The 23,525-nt window shown below is 62.8% G+C and carries 20 protein-coding genes; 15 read left to right on the top strand and 5 right to left on the bottom strand.

Features of this window, described 5'->3' with window-relative positions:
- Positions 1-151 precede the first annotated feature (151 nt).
- Both IPM16_21860 and IPM16_21855 read right to left on the bottom strand, forming a co-directional pair.
- Positions 152-1,387: a YeeE/YedE family protein gene (locus IPM16_21860; GenBank protein MBK9125752.1), complete on the bottom strand. Its 1,236-nt coding sequence runs from the start codon at positions 1,385-1,387 to the stop codon at positions 152-154.
- A gap of 3 nt (positions 1,388-1,390) precedes the next feature.
- Positions 1,391-2,335, bottom strand: a complete 945-nt coding sequence (locus tag IPM16_21855; protein MBK9125751.1) for a sulfurtransferase — start codon at positions 2,333-2,335, stop codon at positions 1,391-1,393.
- 397 nt (positions 2,336-2,732) lie between these two features.
- Here IPM16_21855 and IPM16_21850 point away from each other — a divergent pair, with 397 nt between their 5' ends.
- Together IPM16_21850 and IPM16_21845 are read left to right on the top strand one after the other, a co-directional pair.
- A complete protein-coding gene (locus tag IPM16_21850) occupies positions 2,733-4,034 on the top strand; it encodes a TIR domain-containing protein (protein MBK9125750.1) in 1,302 nt (433 codons plus the stop codon).
- A gap of 9 nt (positions 4,035-4,043) precedes the next feature.
- On the top strand, positions 4,044-5,549 hold the full coding sequence (locus tag IPM16_21845) for a toll/interleukin-1 receptor domain-containing protein (GenBank protein MBK9125749.1): 1,506 nt from the start codon (positions 4,044-4,046) through the stop codon (positions 5,547-5,549).
- Between the two features lie 75 nt (positions 5,550-5,624).
- On the opposite strand, the gene IPM16_21840 is transcribed toward IPM16_21845, so the two are convergent.
- Positions 5,625-7,124 carry an anion permease gene (locus tag IPM16_21840; protein ID MBK9125748.1) on the bottom strand — a complete coding sequence of 500 codons (1,500 nt, stop codon included), beginning with the start codon at positions 7,122-7,124 and terminating at the stop codon, positions 5,625-5,627.
- Between the two features lie 205 nt (positions 7,125-7,329).
- Between IPM16_21840 and IPM16_21835 the strand changes: the two genes are divergently transcribed.
- The 12 genes from IPM16_21835 (at position 7,330) to IPM16_21780 (ending at position 19,289) form a co-directional block, all read left to right on the top strand.
- Positions 7,330-7,890, top strand: a complete 561-nt coding sequence (locus IPM16_21835; GenBank protein ID MBK9125747.1) for a pyridoxamine 5'-phosphate oxidase family protein — start codon at positions 7,330-7,332, stop codon at positions 7,888-7,890.
- A 4-nt stretch (positions 7,891-7,894) separates the two neighbouring features.
- Positions 7,895-8,632 (top strand): class I SAM-dependent methyltransferase, encoded by a 738-nt coding sequence (locus tag IPM16_21830; GenBank protein ID MBK9125746.1) that lies wholly within the window; start codon positions 7,895-7,897, stop codon positions 8,630-8,632.
- 90 nt (positions 8,633-8,722) lie between these two features.
- Positions 8,723-9,349, top strand: a complete 627-nt coding sequence (locus tag IPM16_21825) for a transferase (protein ID MBK9125745.1) — start codon at positions 8,723-8,725, stop codon at positions 9,347-9,349.
- Positions 9,346-10,467, top strand: coding sequence for a DegT/DnrJ/EryC1/StrS family aminotransferase (locus IPM16_21820; GenBank protein ID MBK9125744.1), 1,122 nt, complete (start codon positions 9,346-9,348; stop codon positions 10,465-10,467). The genes IPM16_21825 and IPM16_21820 overlap by 4 nt, the downstream gene beginning before the upstream one ends.
- A gap of 5 nt (positions 10,468-10,472) precedes the next feature.
- A complete protein-coding gene (locus tag IPM16_21815) occupies positions 10,473-11,699 on the top strand; it encodes a glycosyltransferase family 4 protein (protein MBK9125743.1) in 1,227 nt (408 codons plus the stop codon).
- On the top strand, positions 11,696-12,730 hold the full coding sequence (locus IPM16_21810) for a Gfo/Idh/MocA family oxidoreductase (protein ID MBK9125742.1): 1,035 nt from the start codon (positions 11,696-11,698) through the stop codon (positions 12,728-12,730). The genes IPM16_21815 and IPM16_21810 overlap by 4 nt, the downstream gene beginning before the upstream one ends.
- Before the next feature lie 231 nt (positions 12,731-12,961).
- Positions 12,962-14,446 (top strand): xylulokinase, encoded by a 1,485-nt coding sequence (xylB, locus tag IPM16_21805; GenBank protein MBK9125741.1) that lies wholly within the window; start codon positions 12,962-12,964, stop codon positions 14,444-14,446.
- 200 nt (positions 14,447-14,646) lie between these two features.
- Positions 14,647-14,967: a nuclear transport factor 2 family protein gene (locus IPM16_21800; GenBank protein MBK9125740.1), complete on the top strand. Its 321-nt coding sequence runs from the start codon at positions 14,647-14,649 to the stop codon at positions 14,965-14,967.
- A gap of 224 nt (positions 14,968-15,191) precedes the next feature.
- Positions 15,192-15,551: a zf-TFIIB domain-containing protein gene (locus tag IPM16_21795; GenBank protein ID MBK9125739.1), complete on the top strand. Its 360-nt coding sequence runs from the start codon at positions 15,192-15,194 to the stop codon at positions 15,549-15,551.
- A 286-nt stretch (positions 15,552-15,837) separates the two neighbouring features.
- Positions 15,838-16,308, top strand: a complete 471-nt coding sequence (locus tag IPM16_21790; protein ID MBK9125738.1) for a MarR family transcriptional regulator — start codon at positions 15,838-15,840, stop codon at positions 16,306-16,308.
- A gap of 30 nt (positions 16,309-16,338) precedes the next feature.
- On the top strand, positions 16,339-17,580 hold the full coding sequence (locus tag IPM16_21785) for a glycosyltransferase family 1 protein (GenBank protein MBK9125737.1): 1,242 nt from the start codon (positions 16,339-16,341) through the stop codon (positions 17,578-17,580).
- Positions 17,581-17,756: 176 nt separating this feature from the next.
- The gene (locus tag IPM16_21780; protein ID MBK9125736.1) at positions 17,757-19,289 is read left to right on the top strand and encodes a hypothetical protein; all 1,533 of its coding nucleotides are present in this window, start codon (positions 17,757-17,759) and stop codon (positions 19,287-19,289) included.
- On the opposite strand, the gene IPM16_21775 is transcribed toward IPM16_21780, so the two are convergent.
- Together IPM16_21775 and kynA are read right to left on the bottom strand one after the other, a co-directional pair.
- On the bottom strand, positions 19,286-21,256 hold the full coding sequence (locus tag IPM16_21775; GenBank protein ID MBK9125735.1) for a glycogen debranching enzyme family protein: 1,971 nt from the start codon (positions 21,254-21,256) through the stop codon (positions 19,286-19,288). The two genes, IPM16_21780 and IPM16_21775, sit on opposite strands and share 4 nt — an antisense overlap.
- 128 nt (positions 21,257-21,384) lie before the next feature.
- Entirely contained in the window at positions 21,385-22,230 is an 846-nt protein-coding gene (gene kynA, locus IPM16_21770) for a tryptophan 2,3-dioxygenase (GenBank protein MBK9125734.1), read from the bottom strand.
- Between the two features lie 111 nt (positions 22,231-22,341).
- On the opposite strand from kynA, the gene IPM16_21765 reads away from it, so the two are divergent.
- Positions 22,342-23,520, top strand: a complete 1,179-nt coding sequence (locus IPM16_21765) for a response regulator (protein ID MBK9125733.1) — start codon at positions 22,342-22,344, stop codon at positions 23,518-23,520.
- Positions 23,521-23,525: the final 5 nt, after the last annotated feature.

Below are 23,525 nucleotides of genomic sequence, written 5' to 3'. Positions count from 1 at the left end.
GGGCGCTTCCCCAAGCCCCGCCAGAAGCTGGCACTCCTGCACCACCTTACTCGCGGATTTGAGCCGGGTGCGGCTCAAATCCGCAGATAAGGGAGTCCAGAGGACGAAAGCCCTTTGGTCGAGGTGTGGAGGCGAAGCCTCTGCAAAGCACTTAGTCCAACCTGTGCAGCTTCAGCTTGACACCGACGAACACGCCGGCGAACATTGCCGCGGCGAACACCCACCCCGACAGCGCGAACGCCGAAATGCCGGACAGCAGCGTGCCGACCGTGCAGCCGAGCGCCAGCATCGAGCCCCAGCCCATCAGCACGCCGCCGCCGAGCGCCGTAATCGTGCCGCGCAGGGTCAGCCGCGAGATGCTAAACCGCTTGCTCAACAGCGCCGCCGCGAACGACGCCAGCGCCAAGCCGCCGATCAGCCAGCCGTTTTCGGTGATCGCCTGCACGACCACCGTCGCGCACCCGGCAAAACCGTCCAGCCCGTTGAGCCGGTCGGCCAGTAGACCGGCGTTGTCCAGCACCGTGCGGCTGACACTGCCCAACTGCGACGTCACGCCCAGCGGCTCGACGCGGAAGTAGGCCGCCACGCCGATCACGCCGACCAGCGCGCCGGTCGCCAGCGGATTCCAGCGCCCGCCGAACAGCGCGCGGTGAATCGTCGCGGGGGTGACGCGCTCGGCAGGCGTTGGATCGCGCGCGGGAAGCCAGCGCAGCAGCACGAGGCCAATTGCTGTGAGGGCCGCCAGATGGATCGTCAGCGCGCCGCCGTACCCCGCGGTCCCCGGGAGCCATGCCACCGGTGCCGCGCGGATCGCGCTCAAGTACACGCTCTGCCACGTGAAGAAGCCGAGGCCGAAGCCGACCAGCGATCCGATCAGCGCGAAGGGCGCGCGGGTGTAGCCCTCGCCCAGCCGGTACAAATGCCCGCTGATGCACGCGCCGGACAGCGCCATGCCGAGCCCGAACGCGACTCCTGCGGCGGCCAGCACCCAGCTCACCGGCCCGATGTGCGCGTCTGGCGGCAGACGTCCGCTAAAGCTGTTGGGCAGAAACGCGCCGAATACGACCGCATACCCGATCCCGCCGACTGCTAGCGCGGCCAGAATCGCGAACAAGCCGGTGCTGTTGCGGTCTTCGATGAAGTCGCGCAGGATACAGAAGAAGCAGAAGCGCCCGCGCTGAAACACGAACCCGAGCGCCGCGCCGATCAGCAGCGAGAACGACGCCCGCGCCCCGTAATCGCGGCTGTCGAAGAGCAGATGCGCCCCGACCAGTACGAGCAGCAGCACCACCAGTGCCAACCCGATTCGCGCAAGATCGCGGACGCTTGCAGGTGTCGAAACGGGGGCGGCGTCGCGGACGCCGCCCCCAGTCGAGAGTTCAGCCACGGACTACTGCCCGCCCCACACCGTACCGGCAAGGTTCACGACCGGCACGCCGACCGTGTTGCCGTACTCCGTCCACGAGCCGTCATAGACCGCCGCCTCGTAGCCAAGCAGACGGTTCAGCACGAACCACGTCAGCGCGGCGCGTTCTCCGATGCGGCAGTACGTGATAATCGGCGTGCTGCCGTCGATGCCGAGGCCGGCGTAGAATTCGCGCAGTTCCTCGACCGACTTGAACGTGCCGTCTTCGTTGACATTCTGGCCCCACGGCACGTTGACCGCACCCGGGATGTGGCCGGCCCGCACCGACAGTTCCTGCACGCCTTCCGGCGCGAACACCTCGCCGCGGTATTCCGCGCCCGAACGGATGTCGACCAGCACGCCGGCGGCTTCGCCGTCGACAACGCTCAGCACGTCCCACAACCGAGCGCGCAGGGTGAGGTCAGGCTCGGCGGCGGAGAAGGTTCCGGCGTCGACGCTGGCAGGGCTGGTCGAGAGTGCGCGGCCGTCGGCTTCCCACTTCACACGGCCGCCGTCCAGCAGGCGCACGTCGCTCAGCCCGTAAATGTCAAAGATCCACGCGCCCCACGCCGCGAACCAATTGTTGTTGTCGCCATACAGCACGACCGTCGTGTCGTCGTTGATGCCGGCAGCGCGCGCCAATTCCTCGAACCGCACGCGCGAGACGATGTCACGCTGCACGGTGTCGACCAGATCGGTGTGCCACACGAGGTTGACGGCGCCGGGAATGTGCCCGCGCTCGTACACGCCGGGGATGACGCTGACCTCGATAACGCGAACGCTCGGGTTGTCGAGGTTGGCCTCGAGCCAATCGGCGCTCACGAGCGCGCCTTCGGCGGCGGAATCGGTTTGGGCGAAGCTGGTGATCCCCACGGCGACGAGCAGGGCGATCAGGGCGGCGATGACGGTAATGCGAAGCGTACGGTTCATGACGTTGTGTTCCTCTTCTCCCTCAGCGATTTGGAAAGACCGACCGGAGGTGGACAAACAAAAGCCCCGACAGCGCGCGCTGTCAGGGCCTAGGTTTCAACCGGATCGGAGTAAGCTAACTCCCGGATGTCACCCAGTGACGTCGCAGCGCGCGTTCCGCCCCGGCGGAACACATACAACACATTTGACACATCTGCGAACGGAACATGAGCAACTGGCTTATCGATCGTTGGCTTACGTTGGATTGACGATACTTCGTGCCGGCAGTCGCCGTCAATAGATCGGAACGGGTCGTAACCAGTCCGTAACTGATCGTTACCGCACCGTTGCCGCGGTTGCGCCGTAGCGCGTTCTGGGGCTACACTTCGAATAGTTCAACAAAGGAGACGCTGTACGTATGCCGACCCTGCGCGCGTATATCAGTTACGCTCCTGCCAACCTGACTTTCGTCGAGCGTATCGCCGCAGACCTCACCGCCCGCAGCATTCAAGCGGTCGTGGATCGCGGCTTGATGCCCACCCGCGGCGGCAGTCCCAATGGCTGGGAGAGCGTCCGCGCCATCCTTGAGCGCTCCGACGTGATGCTGTTGATCGCCTCGCCGCCAGCTATCGCCAGCGCCGACGTGACGCAAGAGATCGAATTCGCCGTCGAACAGCGCAAGCTGATCATCCCCCTCAAACTGCGCCTCGTGAGCCTGCCCAAGCCGATCGACACGATCCAGTGGTTCGACTTCGAAGAGGGCCGTTACGACCGCGACCTCAAATACCTACTCCTCAATCTCGCGTTCGTCACGCCCGGCAGCCCGCCTACATTCGACCCTGCGGCCGGCATCGCCAAGCTGCCCGAACCGCCCGACAGCCTCGATGCGCTGTTCATCGCGGCGACCAGTGCCAAAGCACGCAACACGCCCGAAGACCGCGAACGCGCTGCCGCCATTTACGCCAGCATCCTCGAGCGCGACCCGAACTTCCAAAACGGCCTCGTCAAGTCGCAGCTTGACGAACTCAACGCCCAACTGCAAGACCAGCGCATCCGCAACCTTGAACGTTACGCCGCAGACGCGCGCGGGGTGGGCGACTGGAATCGCGAGATTGCCGCGCTGAATGCATGGGGCCGTTTGCAGGGCGAGCGCACCGTCGAGCCGATGTTGGCGACCGCACGCCAGAACCAGCAGCACGCCAACCTGTACGATCAGGCACTGAACGTTGCAGCCAATGACCCCGGCGCGGCCGGCGAACTGCTGCGCATGTTGTATCAAGGCGCACCGAACTACGGCGACCCGCGCGGACTGGCCGCCCGGTTGGGCGTCACGCAGCCTGCGCCGAAACCCACCGCGCCGAAGCCGCAGGCCGAGTCGCAGCCGGCCCAACGCACCCAGCCTCAGCCGGAACGGCCCCCTGCGCCTCGACCGCAGCCGTCGTCTTACCTGCCGCCTCAGCAATCGGCTCAGCCGCCAACCTCACCCGGTACGATCCAGCGCCCCGGCAACAATCCGCTGCTGCTGTACATCATCCTCGGCGGGTTAGGTCTCGTCGGCGGCGGTCTGATGGGGCTGGAAGCCTCGCCCCTCGAAGAGTGCTTTTTCGACTTCTCCGGCGCGTTCATCTGCCCGGACTATACCTTTCCGTTCGCGGTCGGCGGCCTGATTGTCGGTCTGGTCATCGCGTTCTTTATCAAGCGGCGCGCAGCAGGCAAGTAGAGGAACCCTATGCCCGATCAACCGCTGTCGCTGTTCATCAGCTACAAACGCGTCGACAGCGTCTTTGTCGACCGGCTTGAGGTCGATCTGCGCGTGCGCGGCTTCGACACGTGGCTCGACCGGCGCGATCTCGCGTCGCGTGGCGGGGCCAATTGGCGCCGTGAACTTCAGATCGCCATCGACCGCGCCCACGCGCTCGTGCTGGTGCTCACGCCCGATGCGGCCGCGTCGCCGTACGTCGGCTGGGAGTATCGCTACGCGGCGCTGCTGGGCCGGCCTATCTACGTGCTGCTGCTCCGCGACTGTCCGTCCGGCGTGCCGCAAGAAGTGCTGGGCGACAGCACGCACTGGTTCGACTTCCGCAGCGAACCAACCTACACCGAGCGGCTTGCGCTGCTGGTCGATCACCTGATGGATCTGCCGACCGATCCGCCAGCTCCGCGACCCGACGGTGTGAAATTCGCTGACGACTCGCCCATCGCGCTCAAGCCGGCGGGCGCTATCGAAATGCGGCGGCCCATGCCGAAGTCCGACGCGCAGCTCGACGAGTTGTACCGGCGCGCCGTAAAGGCCGAGGTTGCCGGTCAGCTCGACCGCGCCACCGACCTGTTCCAGCGCATCATCGACGCCAACCCGAGCTTCCGTAACAACTTCATCGCCAATCGCATGCCGGAACTACTGCGCAAGCGCACCGAGGTGTGGGTCGAACGCCTGAAGAAGATCGCCTATCAGGCGCGGCTCGAAGGCGAGTGGGGCCTCGAGATCGCTGCGTGGAACGCCATGGTCACCGAGACCAACGGCGATCCGCGTGCGCACAAAGGGCTTGATCTGGCCAAGCACAATCAGTCGTTCGCATGGCTGTACAAGGAGGCGCTCAGCCTCTACAACAGCGGCGACATCGCCTCCGCCAAGCATCAACTCGAGCAGTTGTGGCAGCACGCGCCAGACTACGGCGATCCGGCCAAGCTGGCGCCCGAGATGGGACTGCCAACCCGCCAAACCCGCGAGTCGACCGGCATGGTGCGCCAAGACGTGGTGCGGGCAGCGCAGTCCGAGTACGAGAAGATGACGCGCAATCAGCCCGTGCGCGAAGCCCCGCCCGTGCGCATGCCCTCGCCCACCGAAACGGATGAACTGAACGCGCTGTTTGAAGGTGCGGTTCAGCAGCAGGCGTCGGGCCTGACGCTCCACCCCGGCGAGCGCGTCCTCAGCCAGCACGGCATCAACCTCTACAGCGGCATGATGTGGGCGCAGCGCACGCTCTACCTGACCAATCAGCGCATCCTCATGCCCGCGCCGTCGATGGCCGTCATCAATCGCGCCGATATCGGGTTTTCGCTGCGTGACATCGTAGACATCCGGCGCGATACGGTGCTGTTCGTCAACCCGGTCATTAAGGTCACCCTGCGCGACGGCACCGAACACCGCTTCATCCTGATGGAACTCGGCGGCCTGATGTACGGCAACCGCGAACAGTTCATCGCGCTGGTGAATCAGGTGCGGGCAGGGCTGTAGTCCACCACCAACGGTCTGAATCAAATGCGGCCCGCCGAATTGTGGCGGGCCGCTTCGTCTGGGCGGGCAGAAACGCTAGAACAGACCGAGAACCTTCCACCACACCGTGCCCACGCCCAACCAGATCACAATGTTGACGATGCTGACAAGGAAGCCGATCTTCCACCAGTCAGCCAGCTCGACAAATCCCGACCCGAACAGCACCGGCGCCGGGCCTGTGCCGTAGTGGGTCGTGCTGGCGAACAGATTGCTGAAGAAGGCCAATACCAGCGCGGCGAGCAGCGGCGGCGTCCCCACCGCCACGGCGACCGCGAGGAACGCCGCGTACATCGCGCTCACGTGCGCGGTCGCGCTCGCGAACAGGTAGTGGCTGTAGAAGTACACCAACGCAAGGATGCCAAAGGCCAGCACCCAGCTAATGCCCGTCACCGACTCCCCGACGATGCCGCTGAACCAGCCGATCAGGCCGAGCGAGTTGAGGAAGCTCGCCATCATCACCAGCGCCGCGAACCACACCAGCGTGTCCCACGCGCCTTCTTCCTTCTTCACGTCGTCCCACGACAGCACGCCGGTGATCAGCAGTAGGCCGAGGCCGATCAGCGCCGCGACCGTCGCGTTGATACCCAGTGTCGAACCGAAGATCCACATCACTAGTAGGGCGACGAACACACCGATCATCGTCCACTCGTTCTGCGTGATCGAACCCATCTCGGCCAATTTCTCGCGCGCGAGCTTCGTCGCGCCGGGGGTTTCCTTGATCTCGGGCGGATAGACTTTGTAGATGATGTACGGCACAGCGATCAGGCTGAGGATACCCGGCACAAGCGCGGCGAGTGCCCACGATCCCCACGTGATCTCGATGCCCATGTCGCCGGCTAGTTTCTGCGCCATCGGGTTGGCGGCCATGGCGGTCAGGAACATCGCGCTGGTGATGACCGTTCCCTGAAACGCCGCTTTGGTCAGGAACGCGCCGATCTTGCGGGACGTGCCATCCTTAGGGTCGCTGCCATAGACGTTCGCCAATGATTTGAGGATCGGGTAGACCACGCCGCCGGCGCGCGCCGTGTTACTCGGGATCGCCGGGGCCAGCACGAGGTCGCTGAGGATCAGGCCGTAGCTCAGGCCAAGCGTGCGCCGGCCTAGCAGCCGGACGAACAGGTAGGCAATGCGTGTGCCGAGGCCGGTCTTGATGAACCCGCGCGCGACGAAGAAGGCCAACACGATCAGCCAGATCGTCGTGTTCGAGAAGCCCGACAACGCGTCGCCGATAGGCAGCACGCCGAGCAGCGACGTGGCGGCGATGCCGATCAATGCCACCGCGCCCATCGGCAGCGGCTTGATGATCAACCCGACGATGGTCGCGACGAAGATCGCGAACAAGTGCCACGCTTGAGCGCCGGTCGGATCACCGGCGTTATTGACCAGTTCGGAGACGCCCTGCGGCATCGGCAAGAACCAAATCACCGCGCCAATCAGCACGGTGACCAACAGCGGCACGATCCGCGCACCGTGCCAATGGAACGCAGGTTGATGGGCAGGTACGGGCTTTGGACCCGCTTGCGATACGGACGACATTCGGTCTGTGCTCCTTTGCAGCACCCGACGTACGAGATAGCTCCAATGTATTCCGGCATCCGTTTGTGAATACAGTCACAATGTCATCTAGTTCGGATGACGTTGTTCACGTCGTAACTTCCTGACACGATGGCGCGATTTTCGGTCCGTATGCGCCTCATTCGCGGTATACTCGCCCCCGTTCATCGACCCGGGGTTTCCACATATGGCCAAGTTCTTCGATTCGATCACCGACGACCTGCGCGATTTCATCGCCAAGCAGCATGTCTACTTCGTGGCGACCGCCCCGCTGAGCGGCGGAGGCCACGTCAACCTATCGCCGAAGGGGCTGGATTCGTTCCGCGTGTTGTCGCCCCATCAGGTCGCCTATCTCGACATGACCGGCAGCGGCAACGAGACGTCGGCGCATCTGGCCGAGAACGGCCGCATCACGTTTATGTTCTGCGCCTTTGAAGGCCCGCCGGACATTGTGCGCCTGTACGGCATCGGCCGCACCGTTCTGCCCGACACGCCGGAATGGGATGCCCTCGCGCCGCAGTTCACGCTTTTCACCGGCGTCCGCCAGATCATCGTCGCCGACATCCATAAGACGCAAACCTCGTGCGGATACGCCGTCCCATACTTCGACTACGTGGGACAGCGCGACACGCTCGTCAAATACTGGGACGTCAAAGGCGACGGTTACAAAGCCGAATATCAGGCCACCAAGAACGCGTGCAGCATCGACGGACTGCCGTCACCGCTCGGCGAGTCGGTCGCGGAGTAGTGGCGTGCCGGCGCACCTGCCCCTGATGTACACCGACATCGCCGAATGGTTCACCAGTCTGACCGCGCCGGAGGATTACGAAGAGGAAGCGGCGGTCTATCATGCAGCGATCCAACAGCACGCGCACGGTCTGGCGGTCACCATGCTCGAGCTGGGCGCAGGCGCCGGAAACAACGCCACGCATCTCAAACAGCACTACACGATGACGCTGGTCGATCTGTCGGCGCAGATGTCGGCCGAGAGCCGCAAGCAGAACCCGGAGTGCGAACACATCGTCGGCGACATGCGAAAGATACGTCTCGGTCGCGAATTCGACGTGGTGTTCATCCACGACGCGGTGATGTACATGACTTCCGCCGCCGACCTCGAACGCGCGCTGACGACCGCCGCCGCTCACTGCCGCGCTGGCGGTCTGGTGCTGGTCGTCCCCGACTTCACCAAGGAATCGTTTGCCCCGTCGACCGGCCATGGCGGCCACGATCATCCGCGGCCCATGCGCTACCTCGAGTGGACGTGGGAGCCGGAACCGGGCGCAGACACGTTCATGACCGACTACGTCTATATGCTGCGCATGCCGGACGGCACGGTGCGCACCGTCCATGACCGGCACGTGTGCGGTGTGTTCGACATTCCGACGTGGCTTGCGGCGTTTGAGGCGGCCGGCCTGCGTGCAGCGCGCTACGAGGTCGCCGCGCTGGACTCGGACGGCACGCCGCTATCACTTTTCATGGCGCACAAGTAGGCTGCAAGCAGCAGTGTAAGCGATCTGAACGCTCCGCCGCCCGCTCGCGGGCTATAATCGAACCAGACAGTGCGTATCTTCAAGGACCGAATGTTGGCGCCAACCCTGTGCATCTACTCGAAAGTCACGCTGCCCGATGACGCCCAGCTTGACGACTACGTGATCGTTGGTCGGCCCCCGCAGGGCACCGCAGACGGTGAGTTCGAAACGCGCATTGGCTCAAGCTGTGTCATCCGGTCGCATACCGTGATCTACGCCGGGAATCGCATTGGTGCACGATTTCAAACCGGGCATGGAGCGATGATTCGCGAGCATAACGTAATCGGCGACGATGTCAGCGTAGGAACCCAAAGCATCGTTGAACATCATGTGTCCATCGGAAACGGGGTCCGCCTTCATTCTCGTGTGTTCGTCCCCGAGTACACGACCCTTGAGGACAAGTGTTGGCTCGGACCGGGTGTCATTCTTACAAATGCCCGCTATCCGCTCAGCCCGGGCGCAAAGCACAGCCTGAAAGGCCCCGTGATTGAGGCCGGCGCGATCGTCGGCGCGGGAGCAGTGATTCTTCCCGGTGTTCGGATCGGATCGAAGGCGCTGGTCGGTGCAGGGGCGGTGGTCACCCGGGACGTGCCACCCGGCGCAGTCGTGGTCGGCAATCCAGCACATATCGTCAAGCACGTCGATGATTTACAAGCATACGCGGAGACGAAGGAATGAAGACCATTCCTCTGGTCGATCTGAGAGCCAACTATCTCGCCCATCGTGACGAAATCGACACGGCTATTGCGCGAGTCATCGATAGCACAGCCTTCATCGGCGGGCCAGAGGTGCGCGCATTCGAAGACGCCTTTGCTCGATTTCAGAAGACGCAGCGCTGTGTCGGTATCGCAAGCGGGACCGCCGCACTGTACCTCGTGATGAAAGCGCTCGGAATTGGCCCCGGCCACGAAGTCATAACAACGCCGCACACCTTTATCGCCACAATCGAACCCATTGTTTCGCTCGGCGCGACGCCGGTGTTTGTCGATATTGACCCTGTGACGTTTAACCTTGACCCGGCTCTGATCGAGGCCGCAATCACGCCACGCACGAAGGCGATTGTGCCGGTTCACTTGTACGGCCAGCTTGCCGACATGGACGCGATCTTGGATATCGCCCAGCGTTATGGCCTCTGGGTGATCGAAGACGCGGCGCAAGCGCATGGCGCCGAGCGCGCCGGAAAACGCGCCGGTTCGTGGGGCCACGCCGCATGTTTCAGCTTCTATCCGGGCAAGAATCTGGGCGCGTTTGGGGACGGCGGAGCGGTGTGCACCAATGACAACTCACTTGCCGATCAGATCGCTAAACTGAGAGATCACGGCCGCAGCACCAAGTACGAGCATGACATCATGGGCTACGGCGAGCGCCTGGATGCGCTGCAGGCGGCAATACTGGGCGCAAAGCTGCCGCACCTGGAGTCGTGGACGGCGGCGAGGCGTGAGCATGCCGCCTTCTACGATCGCGCTCTCGCCGGCATAGCTGGAGTCCGCACCCCGATTGTGGACGATCCAAACGCTCATGCGTATCACTTATACGTCATCTCGGTCGACGGCGACCGCGACGCGATACTGGATGGGCTGAAGAAGCGCGGCATTGGCGCGGGCGTCCACTACCCCGTTCCACTGCATCTCCAACCCGCGACGGCGTTTGCTGGCGGCCATTTGGGCGACTTCCCCATCACCGAGCGCGCAGCGACATCCATCGTCAGCCTCCCCCTATATCCCGAGATGACCGCCGAACAACGCGACTCGGTGGTCTCTGCGCTGCTTGAATCGCTTGGTGAAGCGGTCGGTTAGCGGCGATGCGAATCTGGATCGTCACGCAGTACTACCCGCCGGAAGTCGGTGCCGCACCTGTCCGGCTCAGCCGTCTCGCGCGGATGCTCGTCGCACAAGGGCACGACGTCACCGTTGTGACTGCCATGCCCAACTATCCCGATGGTGTGATCAATCCGCCCTACCGCGGCCGATTCGCATACAGCGAAACCATCGACGGAGTGTCTGTCAAGAGGGTCTGGCTGTATACATCACCGAGCAAACGCGCCCGCGCCCGTATTGCCAACCAGTTGAGCTTCATGGTGACGCTCGCGCTGCGCGGCACGTTTCTCAAGCGTCCGGATGTCTTGCTGGTCGAGTCGCATCCGCTGTTCGTAACGATCGCGACCGGTTGGCTGCGCCGAATCAAGCGTGCGCCGGTCGTCCTGAACGTCAGCGACTTGTGGCCGGAATCGGCCGTCGCAACAGGCATGCTTAAGGCGGACAGCGTGTTTGTCAGAATGGCGTGGCGCGTCGAACGATGGGCCTACAACGACTCGGCCCATATTGTTGGAATGACGCAGGGCGTCGTGGACGGCATTCTCAAAGTTCACCGCCGAGCAGATCGCGTCTCGCTGATCGCCAACGCCGTCGATCTCGAAGCGTTCAAACCGGCAGGGCCGGAGCAACGGCTCGCCGCGCGAACATCGCTCGGTTTGCCGCCAGATCGGTTCACTGCCGTTCACGTCGGTAACATGAGCCTGACTTACGATTTCGAGGTTATTCTGGGGGCCGCTGCCGCCCTGCCGGATGTCACGTTCGCATTCGCAGGCGGCGGTTCTCAGGCCGGTCGCTTGGCCGAGCAGGTCGCCTTGCGGAAACTTGACAATGTCAAGCTGCTTGGCCTGCTGCCACATTCACAGGTGCCTGACGTTTGGGCTGCCGGAGATGTTTCGATGATTTCGCTGGCGGATAGCTCTCTGGCGGACGGGACGCGTCCCGCCAAGATGTACGAATCGTTCGCAGCCGGCGTTCCGGTTGTCGCTGCAATTCGGGGCGAGGGAGCCGAGCTGCTTGATGCAGCAGGGGGCGGCATCGCGGTCCCCGTTGGCGGGCATGAAGAGTTCATCGCCGCAATTCGTAGACTGCAAGCGAGTCCGGATGAACGCAACCGTATGAGCGAAGACGGCCGTGCCTTTGCGGTACAGAACCTATCACCCGATGCTGTCACTTCACGTTACCTCGCAATCATGGAACAGGTGGTACCGTCATGACCAAGCCGCTCCGGTTCGGCATTGTTGGCTGCGGGCGAATTGCCCCGCGCCACGCACAGGCAATACGAGACATTCCCGAGGACGATGCCATCTCCATTGTCGCGGCATGTGACGTCAAGGAGGCGCGCGCGAAACACTACATCGATACTTACGGAGGGAAGCCGTACACGGACTATCTCCGAATGGTCGAAGACCCCAACATAGATGTCGTGACAGTTGCGGTTCCGTCCGGGCTTCACGCGAAGATCGGCATTGCCGCTGCCAAGGCGGGTAAGCACGTACTGGTCGAGAAACCGATCGCGCTGCGCCTTGAAGATGCTGACGAACTGATCGAGACGTGCGAACAGAATGGCGTAACGTTAGGCGTCGTACTGCAAAACCGCTTTAATCCGCCGATGCGCGAGCTGCGCGCTCTGGTCGACAGCGGTCAATTGGGCAAGCTGTACTTAGGCAGCGCGACCGTCCGCTGGTTCCGCCCGCAGGAATACTACGAGGACGACTGGCACGGAACCTGGGCACTGGACGGCGGCGCGCTGATGAATCAATCGATCCACCACATCGACGCGCTGCAATGGTTTCTCGGCGATGTCGAGTCCGTCTTCACCTATAGCGACACGATGGCACACCGTATGGAAGCAGAAGACGTCGGCGTCTCCGTACTGCGTTTCAAGAATGGTGCGATCGCGACGATCGAGGGATCGACACTGACCTATCCTGAGAACCTTGAAGGCTCGGTCGCGCTGTTTGGAGAGCGCGGATCGGTGAAAGTAGGCGGGACTGCGCTCAACCGAAAGGTATTCTGGAAGGTCGCTGGCGAACTCGAACACGAGCGCGAGTTATTGCGCCGCGAAGAAGTGGATCCGCCAAGCGTTTACGGTTACAGCCACCGCGAGCAGATTCTGGAGATGGCCCACGCGATCCGCGAAGGTCGGCAGCCGGCTACCCACGGGCGTGAAGCACGGCGGTCGCTCAGGTTGGTGCTTGCGATGTATCAATCATCTCGCGAGCGGCGTGAAGTGCTGCTCGACTAGCGCACCTGCTCATCACGTCAATCCGCCCCCGCCGCCTACCGCAACGGGGCGCTGCTGTGCCGCTCAGTACGGAGATCCCCCTTCCGCGAGCACCCCCCAAAGGTCCTCGTACGCGGAAGTAGGGGCTGCAAACTGCATATTCTGAATGGTTTGGGCCCATCGCCACGCCCGGCCCGCGTTACAATTGCAGGTGTGCTTCTACTCAGCGTAAGCGCTAGGAATTGCTCAAACATGGACTACGTCCTCGGCATCGATATCAGCACCACCGGCGCGAAGGCGCTCCTGCTTGGCGACGGGCGGGTCATCGCGTCGCACACCGTCGGCCAATCGGTCTCGACACCGCACCCGTTGTGGAGCGAACAAAACCCGGACGACTGGTGGGATGGCATCAGCGAAGCGATCCGCTCGGTGATTGTCGATACGGCAATCGACCCTGCCGCGATCAAAGCAATCGGCGTCACCGGCCAGATGCACGGACTCGTCATCCTCGACAGCGCCGGCAAAGTGCTGCGACCGTCGATCTTGTGGAACGATCAGCGCACCCAAGCCCAGTGCGATCAGATCACCGAGGCGATCGGGCCAGTCGAGGTCATTCGTATCACCGGGAGCCGCGTGCTAACCGGCTTCACCGCGCCGAAACTGCTGTGGGTGCGCCGCAACGAGCCGGGGGTCTACCGCCGCGTCGCCCACATGCTGCTGCCTAAGGACTACATCCGCTTCCGCCTGACGGGCGAGTACGCGACCGACACGTCCGACGCCAGCGGCACGAGCTTGCTGGACGTCGGCGCCCGCGCGTGGTCGACCAAGGTCGTCGACAAATTAGCGATCAAGGCGGAGTGGCTTCCGAAGCTCTATGAAGGGCCGGAAGTCACCGGTCGTGTAACGGCAGCGGCAAGCAAGGCAACCGGCCTCGTCAAAGGGACCCCCGTCGTCGCCGGCGCGGGAGACCAAGCCGCGGCAGCCATCGGCATGGGGCTGACCGCACCCGGCCTCGTCAGCGTGACAGTGGGGACTTCCGGCGTGGTCTTCGCGCCACTCGAACACTACATCTATGAGCCGAACGGCAGTATTCACGCGTTCTGTCACGCCGTTCCCGGCCTGTGGCATTGGATGGGCGTGATGCTGAGCGCCGCCGGCGCGCTGCAGTGGTACCGTGATACGCTCGCGCCCAACGTGCGATTCGAGTCGCTGCTCGCAGAGGCCGAAAGCGTGCCAGCCGGCAGTGACGGCCTGCTCTTCCTGCCCTACCTCTCCGGCGAGCGCACGCCGCATCCTGATCCGCTGGCGCGTGGCGCGTTCATCGGGCTGACTGCACGCCACACACGCGGTCACATGACCCGCGCCGTGCTCGAAGGCGTCGCGTTCGGCCTGAACGACTCGCTCTCGCTGATGCGCGACGGCGGCGTTCCGATGCCGGAAGTCGTGCGGCTTGCGGGCGGTGGGTCACGCGGGGCGCTGTGGCGGCAGATCATCGCCGACGTGCTGGACATTCCCGTCGAGACAGCGCCGACCTCGGAAGGCAGCGCGCTCGGCGCAGGCATTCTTGCGATGGTCGGCGCTGGTTGGTTCGGCACGGTAGCCGAGGCGTGCGACGTCTGGATCGGCAAAGGCGAGGGGACTGAGGTCAGCGACGACCGCGCACGCTACGCCGATCTGTATCCGGTCTATCGTACGCTTTACCCAACACTGCACGACATTTTCCCGCAGTTGGTGTGATCCTCAGCCAGTTCGGCTCACCTAGCGTGGACGGCAAAACTGTCCTCAGTGTTGGATGCAAGACTCGGAATTGGGGGCCCTATGAGTCGCAATCGCGGCGAACTGGGGCCAGGTTGTCTGTCGTGTAGAGTGCGGAGCGAGATAGGATGTCTGATCGACCTCAAGCGCCGCTAATTGTCCTGCAGCGGCTTCACGCAGCCATGAACCAACACGACCTCGAAGCGTTCTTGGATTGTGTCGATCTCAACTATCAGAGCGAACATCCGGCACATCCCGGCCTGCAGTTTTCGGGTCGAAATCAGGTTCGGAAGAACTGGTCCGGCATTTTCGACAGCATCCCAGACTTCTCAGCCATACTCGTACGCGCCATATCGGACGCCCACGTGGTTTGGGCCGAGTGGGATTGGCAGGGGACACGTCGAGATGAATCCCCCTTTCATCTGCGTGGCGTGACCCTCTTTGAGGTGCGTAACGACCGAATTGTCAGTGGGCGACTCTATATGGAACCCGTTGACCGCTGATGAACGTGGTTGTCCATCGCGCCACAGAATCGCAGACGTGACAGACATCCCCGTCAGGATCGCGCCCGCTGCGCCGATCTGTATCCCGTCTATCGTACGCTCTACCCGACGCTGCACGACATTTTCCCGCAGTTGGTGTGATCCCCAACCATTGGGGCGTGCCAATACGGGTTCGATTCGTATCATGGCTGTCTACCGCCAAACAGAGTTGTGGAGAGCGTACTGTGGAATGCCCTGTTGACGGAACGACCTTGGTAATTAGCGACCGTGCCGGCATCGAGATCGACTACTGCCCGAAGTGTCGCGGAATCTGGCTGGATCGCGGCGAACTCGAGAAACTCATCGAACGCGAAGCCAAGATGTATGGTGCGGTCGACTTTGATGCCGACCCGCGTCACGTCGCACAGTCGAAGGCCAAGCGCGACGACTACTATCTAGACAGCGATCACGGTGACACGAGTCGCAATATGCGCCGCTTCGACTATGATGATCACCGCACCGATCCGCGTGACTATCGTGACGAACGCCGCCCGTACAAGAAGCGCAAGTCGTTCCTCGGCGAGATTTTCGACATTTTCGACTAGGACGAAGTGAACAGGATTCAGTTGTCAGTTGTCAGGGATCAGCAACCAGATACCGCCAGTCTGACTGCAGATATTGATCGCGCTCACAAGCGGAGTGGGACTTCCCCTCCGCTTTTCTGTTCCCACCTGCCCTCATCGTCCGAAATTCTGCACGCTCTTCCCGCCAGCTGCTCCCTGAACCCTGTCTACTGACGTCTGATTCCTGACAACTGAATCCTGATTCCTGACAACTTAGTTCCTTTTGTTCGGTGTTGACAGAACATACAGAACGCCATATCCTCTCACTATGGACGACAACGCACTCCAACTCATTGAAGAATTCGGCATGTACTTCGAGTCGGTCGGGTTGACCCGCATGGCCGGCCGAATCATCGGCTTTCTTCTCATCTGCGACCCGCCACACCAATCTATGCCCGACATCGTCGAGGCACTGGGCGCGGCTAAGAGCTCGATCAGCACGGCGCTGTGGCAGCTTCAACAGCTCTACTTGGTCGAACGTTTCCGCATCCCCGGCGAACGGCGCGACTTCTTCCGCGCCAGCTCGGACATGTGGAACCGCTCGTTTCGCGCACGCATGCATCAGGTTACCGCCCTGCGCGAGTTGGCCGAGCGCGGCCTCGGCCTGCTTGACGACGCACCGGACGCACAGCGCAAACGACTCGAGCTGATGCGCGACCACAACCAGTTCATCGAGACTGAATTCCCCAAGCTGCTCGACCGCTGGGACGACATCAAACGCCAAAAGGGCTACGAATAGCGCCCGGAGTGTCACGAAGGAAGGCACACTATGAACATCATGATTCTGACGGCAGGCTCTCGCGGCGATGTCCAGCCCTTTGTCGCGCTTGGACGCGGCTTGACGGCCGCTGGCCATACTGTGACACTGGCCGGCCCACGCCAATTCGACTCGTTCGTCACCAGCAACGGGCTCGCCTTCTCGCCGGTCAACGACGATCTGTTGCGGCTGAAGGACACCGCCAGCGGGCAGCAGGCGATGGAAGGCGGCGGCAAGCTCGCGCTCATCAAGCAGGTGATGCCGATGCTGCGCAAGATGCTGCACGACGCGTCGGACGCGGCCGCCGAGATTCGCCCCGATGCCATCGTCTATCACCCGAAGGCGCTGGCAGGCATCCACCTCGCTGAAAAGTACGGCATCCCCGGCTACCTCACCCTGCCCTTGCCACTGACGGCCCCGACGCGCGAGTTTCCCGTGCCGATCGTGACCGGCAGCTTCGGTGGATTCCTCAACAGGTTGAGCTACGGTGCCGCTTTCCGGGCGATTGTCATGCCGTACATGGGCATGATCAACACGTGGCGCGCCGAAACCCTCGGCCTGCGCAAGCTGTCGCGCCTGCACTCGATGACGCATACGTCTGACGGCACTCCCGCCAACCAGCTTCTCGCGTTCAGCACGCACGTCGTCCCGCGCCCGGCCGACTGGCCTGATCACATTTGCGTGACCGGCTATTGGACGCTCGATGACGCCCGGCCGTGGCAGCCGTCGGAAGAATTGGAGCGCTTCCTCGACTCCGGCCCTGCGCCGGTTTACGTCGGGTTCGGCAGCATGGTCGGCACCGACGCCGCCGGCACCGCGCAGACCGTCATCGACGCGCTCAAGAAGGCCGGCCAACGCGGCGTGATCGCCAGCGGTTGGGGTGGCTTGCGCGCCGACTCGGCGCCGGCTCACATCCATATCATCGACGAAGCGCCGCACGACAAGCTGTTTCCGCTAATGAGCGCTGTTGTCCATCACGGCGGATCGGGCACAACGGCGGCGGGGCTGACGGCCGGCAAACCGACCGTAGTCGTTCCGTTCACGGCCGACCAACCGTTTTGGGGCGCGCGCGTTCACGCGTTAGGCGCCGGTCCCGCACCGATTTCCAAACGACGCCTGACTGTCGACGCGCTCGCAGCGGCTATCGACCAAGCGGTCAACTCGCCGGACATGCGTGCGACCGCCGAAAGAATCGGCGCCGCGCTTCGTGCCGAAGACGGCGTCGCCAAGGCGGTCGAGGTGATTGCGGGCTAGTTTAGCGAGTCCCGCAGTCCACAGCCTGCAACGTCCCAGCGTCGCGGCAGCATAGTATGACCTCTGACGTACCAAGCTCGGCCAATCATCACATGCATCAGCCTATTATCTTCGCTTACACTCTTTTCAAATGAGTGAGGCTTTCTGGACTCTACGTCCGGGACTCGAAGGACAACATGGCGCGTGCACTGCGGATTGTGCAGATCGCCGGATTGGCTTGCGGTCTATTCTTCATGGTCGCACCCGGATCGGGACAAGAGCCAAGAACACCCCTTCCGAACGACTCGTACTACCAAACGCACGTGATCTTTGCACAGACGCTCGGCCCGGTAACCTATGCACAGGACGTTTCCGCGGCTAATCATGAGCTAGACGATTTCACGCTGACGTGTGTCGGCGAGGGCATTTACGGCTTCAACACCGTTTTCTTCTCGGTGATTGCCGCAGCAGGCTCGATCGAGATTTCGACAGAAACCTCGACATACGACACTGTCGTCGTTGCGCTTTACGATGATCGCTACTGGTGCAGCGACGACGATGTCAACACTCAGACGAGTCGGCTCAGGATTCCTGTGGTGGTCGGCGGCATCTGGATGATGGTTGCCTCGAAGACCGAACTGACCGCACCGAACGCCACGCTCCACCTTGCAATCAGTTACGAGCCCTTTGCGCAGTACCAGCCGGACAACGACTATCAGTCGACCGCCAAAAAGGTGTCACTGCCGTTCTACGAAACAATCTCGGGTGCGCCATATGCGACGACTGAAGTCGGCGAGCCAGTGCATACATGCCGCGTCAATCCACACACTGGCGAGCCTGAGCCGGGCCCCGGGAGTCACAGTATCTGGTACAAATTCAAAGTGGCTCATACAACCGAGATGTTGATTTCCACTGCGGGCAGCAGAATTGGCTACCTAGACGACTATCCGGTCCCCCACGTGCCAGCCAACGACACGGTGCTGTCGCTGTATCAGAAAGTCGGCAACGCTTTCGTGGTTAGGGCCTGTGCCGAACGATCTATCGACCCCAACGTTTCGCCCGACTCTGCAGAGTTACTTCCACCGTTTGGGCTGCCTGCTGGCAAATACCTCCTGCATGTCTCGGCCTCGCGGCAGAATATGCTCGCTGATTTTCTATCAAGCCTTCAGGTTCGGCTCATCCCGTACTACATGTACGTCGGTTCGGATTTGTTGTTTGGTGAAGCGGGGTCTACCGCATGGATCGTCAAGCGAGCTACAGACGACGGTGTCGTGTGTGGCCCAACGGACTGCCATTTCAGGTTCACCGGCAGCGAAGATGAGAACAGCAAGTTGATACAACACCTCCAAGTCGCCAATCCGACACCCGCGATCGGACAGCAGCTCTACATTACGGCCGACTGCGCGCTCTACCACACAGAGCTCGGACCAGTCGACTACAACGCAACTGCGCAGATCAAGATAACCTATGGCGATGGAACTGCGCCAACAATCGCGCAACAACCGCTGATCCCCATGTGCGCGGACTCTCCCTACTTCAGCATAGCTGCCCGGTTCGCCAGCAACAATATCTCTGGGATCAAGGTCAGCGTGACGAACCGCAGCTCTGCACGTGCGCTCATCTTCCTCGACAATTTCCAGATGCGGATTGACTTCGTGCCGCAAGGCAGCGAACCAGTACCGGTGATGAGCACCCTGCTGCCGGTACCCCAACCCAAGTTCCGGCGCTAACGCAGGCTCGCCCACACGCGCAGCAATTCCGCCACGCCCCACGCCTGTGCGCTCGCCGCACGGGCGTGATGAGGCGGGTCGCCGTCGTACAACTCGCTGACCGAACCCACGCATCCGACATATACCTGTTTGAGCGCCGAGCCGAGCAGCTTCTGCGCTGCTTCCCGATCGCCATACGCCAGCAGGTGCGCGCTCAGGTACGGCCCCAGCAGCCAACTCCACGCCGGCCCCCGGTGATACATCGCATCGCGCGTACGCCAGTCGCCGGTGAACACGCCGTGGTACTCCGGGTGGCCCTGCGGCAGCGTACGCACGCCAAACGCGACAGCCAGATGCGACGCGATCGAGTCGACCACAGCCCGCCGCTGCTCGTCGGACAGCGGGACGGTCGGCAGCATGGCGGCCACGGCTTGATTCGGCCGCAGCGTGTCGTCGATCGGGTCGATGCCGTCGTACAGGCGGTTGTGCGCCGCGTCCCAGTATCTGCCAAAGCTGGCGGATGCCTGCCGAACCTGCGCCTCGTACGTGTCATGCGAACCGCCGACCACCGGCGCCAGCATGTGCATCACGGCCAGAGCGTTGATCCACAGCGCATTGATCTCGACCGGTTTGCCGTGGCGCGGCGTCATGACGCTGCCTTCGACCTTGGCGTCCATCCACGTCAGGTTCGCCCCCGGCGACCCGCAGCGCAGCAGTCCATCGCGCGAGTCGACGCCAATGCCGTAACGCGTGCCGGCCACGTGCCAGCGGACGATGTCGGCCAACACCGGGTAAAGCGCGCGTATTGAGTCGTCGTCGCCGGTTGTCGCGTGATACGCGCGGATCGCCTCGAAATACCACAGCGTGGCGTCGGCGGTGTTGTATTCGGGCGATTCGCCGCTGTCCGGAAAGCGGTTGGGCAGCATCCCCTGATCAACGTAACGCGCGTAAGTCAGCAGAATCTGCTTGGCGATGTCCGCGCGGCCGGTCGCCAGCGTCAACCCCGGCAAGGCGATCATCGTGTCGCGGCCCCAATCGCCGAACCACGGATAACCCGCAATGACGCTCGACCCCGGCGTCCCGTCTGCCAGCGCACGCTGCACCACGAATTGATCTGCCGCCAGCACGAGGTGCCGCACTTCCACCGGCGCGCCCTCGGCATCGGCGGCGGAAATCAGCGCGCGATCGCGTTCGATCCGGCGGCTGAGCCCGGCTTCGCCGTCGAGATCAGGTGCGTGCTCGGCGCTCAGCACCACCGTCAGCGGCGACTCCGCCGACACCTCGCGGTCGAACCGGGCGACGATCCGCACATCTTCGATGTGGTCGAAGCCGCGCTCGTCCTCGACCGCGAGGTACGTCCCGCGTCGCCACAAGCTCTCGACCGGCGTGATGGAGACACCTCGTCCGGCAATGAGCAGCGTATGCGCATCCAGCCCCAGACGCACCGCGACCCCGTTGTCTCGCCGCTCTAGGCCGGGTAGTGCGCCGGTTGGGCCGGCCCGCACGCACTTCTCGTGATGATCGCGGTAGACCGCCCCGACCTCCGCGCTGACGCGCACCGGCTCATCGCCCGACCACGAGTAACGGACATAAGTCGTATTTGCCCCGTGTTCCATCCAGATCTTCTTGGCGAGCGTCCCGTCCGGCAGGTCCCAGCGCCATGTCGGGATCGATCCTTCCAGCGCGAAGGCAACAGGCAGATCGGGCGGATAGGCGCGCTCGGCGTCGCGGCGCGATGCGACCACGTAGTGATCGCCCCACGGCGATACGACCGACTCATACGTGCCCGCGGCCATCAACCAGCGGCCGACCGGGGGCTGAAGCGCGGCGACCAACAGGCCGTGATAGCGGCGCGTGCGCGTGCCATTGATCGCGCCCATGGCGTAGCCGCCGATGCCGTTGGTTACGAGCCATTCTCGCTGCACGGGCGCGTCGAAGTCGGCGGTGTCCTGAGTCACAAACTCGGTGTTAGGTCGATCGTCGGTCATCGCCGCACCTCCCTGCTAAGCGAGAAGTCGAACGTGCTGAGTGATGTGTGATGAGAAAACGCTGCGTCCTATCGCTCGATTCACGGTGCCAAGTGCGAGGCCGACTCTCTCGACGAATGAACAGCGGCCTAGAGTGACGTGCGGACCGCCCACAGTTCAGGGAACAGTTCGCGGTCGAGCACGTCCTTGAGATATCTGACGCCCGATGTGCCGCCGGTCCCGCGCTTGAAGCCGATGATTCGGGTGACGGTCGTCAGGTGGCGGAAACGCCATTGGCGAAACGAGTCTTCAAGGTCGACCAGTTCTTCGGCCAGCTCGTAAAGCTCCCAGTGCTGCTGGGGTGCACGGTAGATCTCGACCCACGCATCGCGCACAGAGTCGTTCGGTTCGTTCGCCAGCGTCCAGTCGCGGTCGAGCGCGCGCGCGTCGATGTCGAACCCGCGCCGCGCCAGCAGGCGGATCGTCTCGTCATACAGCGACGGTGTCTCGAGGTATGCCGTCACGAGCGCGAACTGCTCCGGCTGATGGCGAAACGGGCGTGTCGCGACCTCGCTTTTGGCGCCGAGAATGAACTCGATCATGCGGTACTGGTACGACTGAAAGCCCGACGCGTGGCCGAGCAAACCGCGAAACTGGCTGTATTCGCTAGGCGTCAGGGTGGACAGCACATCCCATGCGCTCACGAGCTGCTCCATGATGCGCGAAACACGGGCCATCATCTTGAACGCGGGCGGCAGATCGTCGGCCGTGATCTTCTGGCGTGCGGCGTCCAGTTCGTGCAGCATCAGGCGCATCCACAGCTCGCTGGTCTGGTGCTGAATGATGAACAGCATCTCGTCGTGATGGTCGCTGAGCGGGTGCTGCGCGCTCAACACCGCATCCAGTGCGAGGTAGTCGCCGTAACTCATCGCGCCCGACAGGTCGAGCGTCGCGTCGTGTTTCAAGTCGTCGGTCATGTCGCCCCCTCGGCGCATTGAGAATTGTTGTCGCTTGTGTGGTTCCCTTAATGCAAGTTTCGTTGTTGATGCCATTATCCTATGAGTGCATGAGTTGTGCAGTAGTTTGGCTGCCAGATAGGAACACGTGTGCTGCAAACAACGAGCGAGATCCTTGCGACGACGTCTGCGTACAGCGAGAACAAACGAATGGGCGTGAGAATCCTTGTCATCGAGGACGTGCATGCGCTGCGAAGCGATCTGGTCGAGCTGCTCCGGCTCGAGGGATTCGAAGTGCAGGGCGCAGAGAACGGCCGTATCGGCCTCGACATCGCCTACGAATTCAAGCCGGACTTGGTCGTGTGCGACATCATGATGCCGGAGCTTGACGGCTACGGCGTGCTGGAAGGCATGCGCGCCGAGCCTGACCTGCGCACCGTCCCGTTCATCTTCATGACGGCCAAGACTGACCGTTCCGACATCCGCCGCGGCATGGGCCTCGGCGCGGACGACTACCTGACCAAGCCGGTCGAGAACGACGAACTATTGGCGGCGATCCGCGCGCGGCTCGACAAACGCGTGACGATCGAGGAGATGACCGAGGTCAAGCTCACCCAGCTTCGTGACAGCATCACCACCGCCCTGCCCCACGAGCTGCGCACGCCGCTGAACACGATCATCGGCTTCAGCGACATGCTGATGATGGAAGCGCCCGACATCGTCCCCGAACAGGTGCTGGAGTGGGCCGGCCACATCAACAACTCCGCACTGCGGCTGCATCGTCTGGTCGAGAACTACCTGACCTACGTGCGCATCCAAGCCCTGATGAGCGACCCGAAGCGGCTTTCAAACCTGCGCAAGCAGTTCACCAGCACGCCGCACATCACCGCCGAGCATCAGGCCATCTTCCGCGCCCAGTCCGCCCAGCGCGAGGCCGACCTCACGCTGCATCACGGCATCCCCGCGCCGATCCTGATCGGCGAGCACGACCTGATGAAGATCCTCGATGAGATCCTTGACAACGCCTTCAAGTTCTCTGAGGCCGGCACCCCCGTCATCGTGCAGACCGGGGTCGAGCCGGCTGAGGACGGTGACGTGTTCCGCATCCGCGTCACCGACTATGGGCGCAGCATGTCGCAGGAGCAGATCAAGGCGGCCGGGGCGTACATGCAGTTCGACCGCGTGATGTACGAGCAGCAGGGCAGCGGACTCGGCGTCGCTATCGCGCGCGGCCTGACCGAGCTGTACGACGGCCGGTTCGAGATCGAGGGCGAGCAGAACGACCACCTGACCGTCACGCTGACGTTCGGGCTCGTCCCGTTCCACTGAGGCGC

The organism is Candidatus Flexicrinis affinis (assembly GCA_016716525.1).
Taxonomy (GTDB): Bacteria; Chloroflexota; Anaerolineae; order Aggregatilineales; family Phototrophicaceae; genus Flexicrinis; species Flexicrinis affinis.
The sequence above is the reverse complement of the archived record's forward strand: the minus strand, read 5'-3'. Positions and strand labels throughout refer to the sequence as shown.

Excerpts from the sequence above, each read along its gene's own strand:
- IPM16_21825 (MBK9125745.1), top strand. The coding sequence starts at position 8,723 with ATGTTGGCGCCAACCCTGTGCATCTACTCGAAAGTCACGCTGCCCGAT.
- IPM16_21775 (MBK9125735.1), bottom strand. The coding sequence starts at position 21,256 with ATGACCGACGATCGACCTAACACCGAGTTTGTGACTCAGGACACCGCC.
- IPM16_21815 (MBK9125743.1), top strand. The coding sequence starts at position 10,473 with ATGCGAATCTGGATCGTCACGCAGTACTACCCGCCGGAAGTCGGTGCC.
- kynA (MBK9125734.1), bottom strand. The coding sequence starts at position 22,230 with ATGCGCCGAGGGGGCGACATGACCGACGACTTGAAACACGACGCGACG.
- IPM16_21820 (MBK9125744.1), top strand. The coding sequence starts at position 9,346 with ATGAAGACCATTCCTCTGGTCGATCTGAGAGCCAACTATCTCGCCCAT.
- IPM16_21785 (MBK9125737.1), top strand. The coding sequence starts at position 16,339 with ATGAACATCATGATTCTGACGGCAGGCTCTCGCGGCGATGTCCAGCCC.
- IPM16_21850 (MBK9125750.1), top strand. The coding sequence starts at position 2,733 with ATGCCGACCCTGCGCGCGTATATCAGTTACGCTCCTGCCAACCTGACT.
- IPM16_21790 (MBK9125738.1), top strand. The coding sequence starts at position 15,838 with ATGGACGACAACGCACTCCAACTCATTGAAGAATTCGGCATGTACTTC.
- IPM16_21810 (MBK9125742.1), top strand. The coding sequence starts at position 11,696 with ATGACCAAGCCGCTCCGGTTCGGCATTGTTGGCTGCGGGCGAATTGCC.
- IPM16_21855 (MBK9125751.1), bottom strand. The coding sequence starts at position 2,335 with ATGAACCGTACGCTTCGCATTACCGTCATCGCCGCCCTGATCGCCCTG.
- IPM16_21780 (MBK9125736.1), top strand. The coding sequence starts at position 17,757 with ATGGCGCGTGCACTGCGGATTGTGCAGATCGCCGGATTGGCTTGCGGT.
- IPM16_21800 (MBK9125740.1), top strand. The coding sequence starts at position 14,647 with ATGAACCAACACGACCTCGAAGCGTTCTTGGATTGTGTCGATCTCAAC.
- IPM16_21835 (MBK9125747.1), top strand. The coding sequence starts at position 7,330 with ATGGCCAAGTTCTTCGATTCGATCACCGACGACCTGCGCGATTTCATC.
- IPM16_21845 (MBK9125749.1), top strand. The coding sequence starts at position 4,044 with ATGCCCGATCAACCGCTGTCGCTGTTCATCAGCTACAAACGCGTCGAC.
- IPM16_21840 (MBK9125748.1), bottom strand. The coding sequence starts at position 7,124 with ATGTCGTCCGTATCGCAAGCGGGTCCAAAGCCCGTACCTGCCCATCAA.
- xylB (MBK9125741.1), top strand. The coding sequence starts at position 12,962 with ATGGACTACGTCCTCGGCATCGATATCAGCACCACCGGCGCGAAGGCG.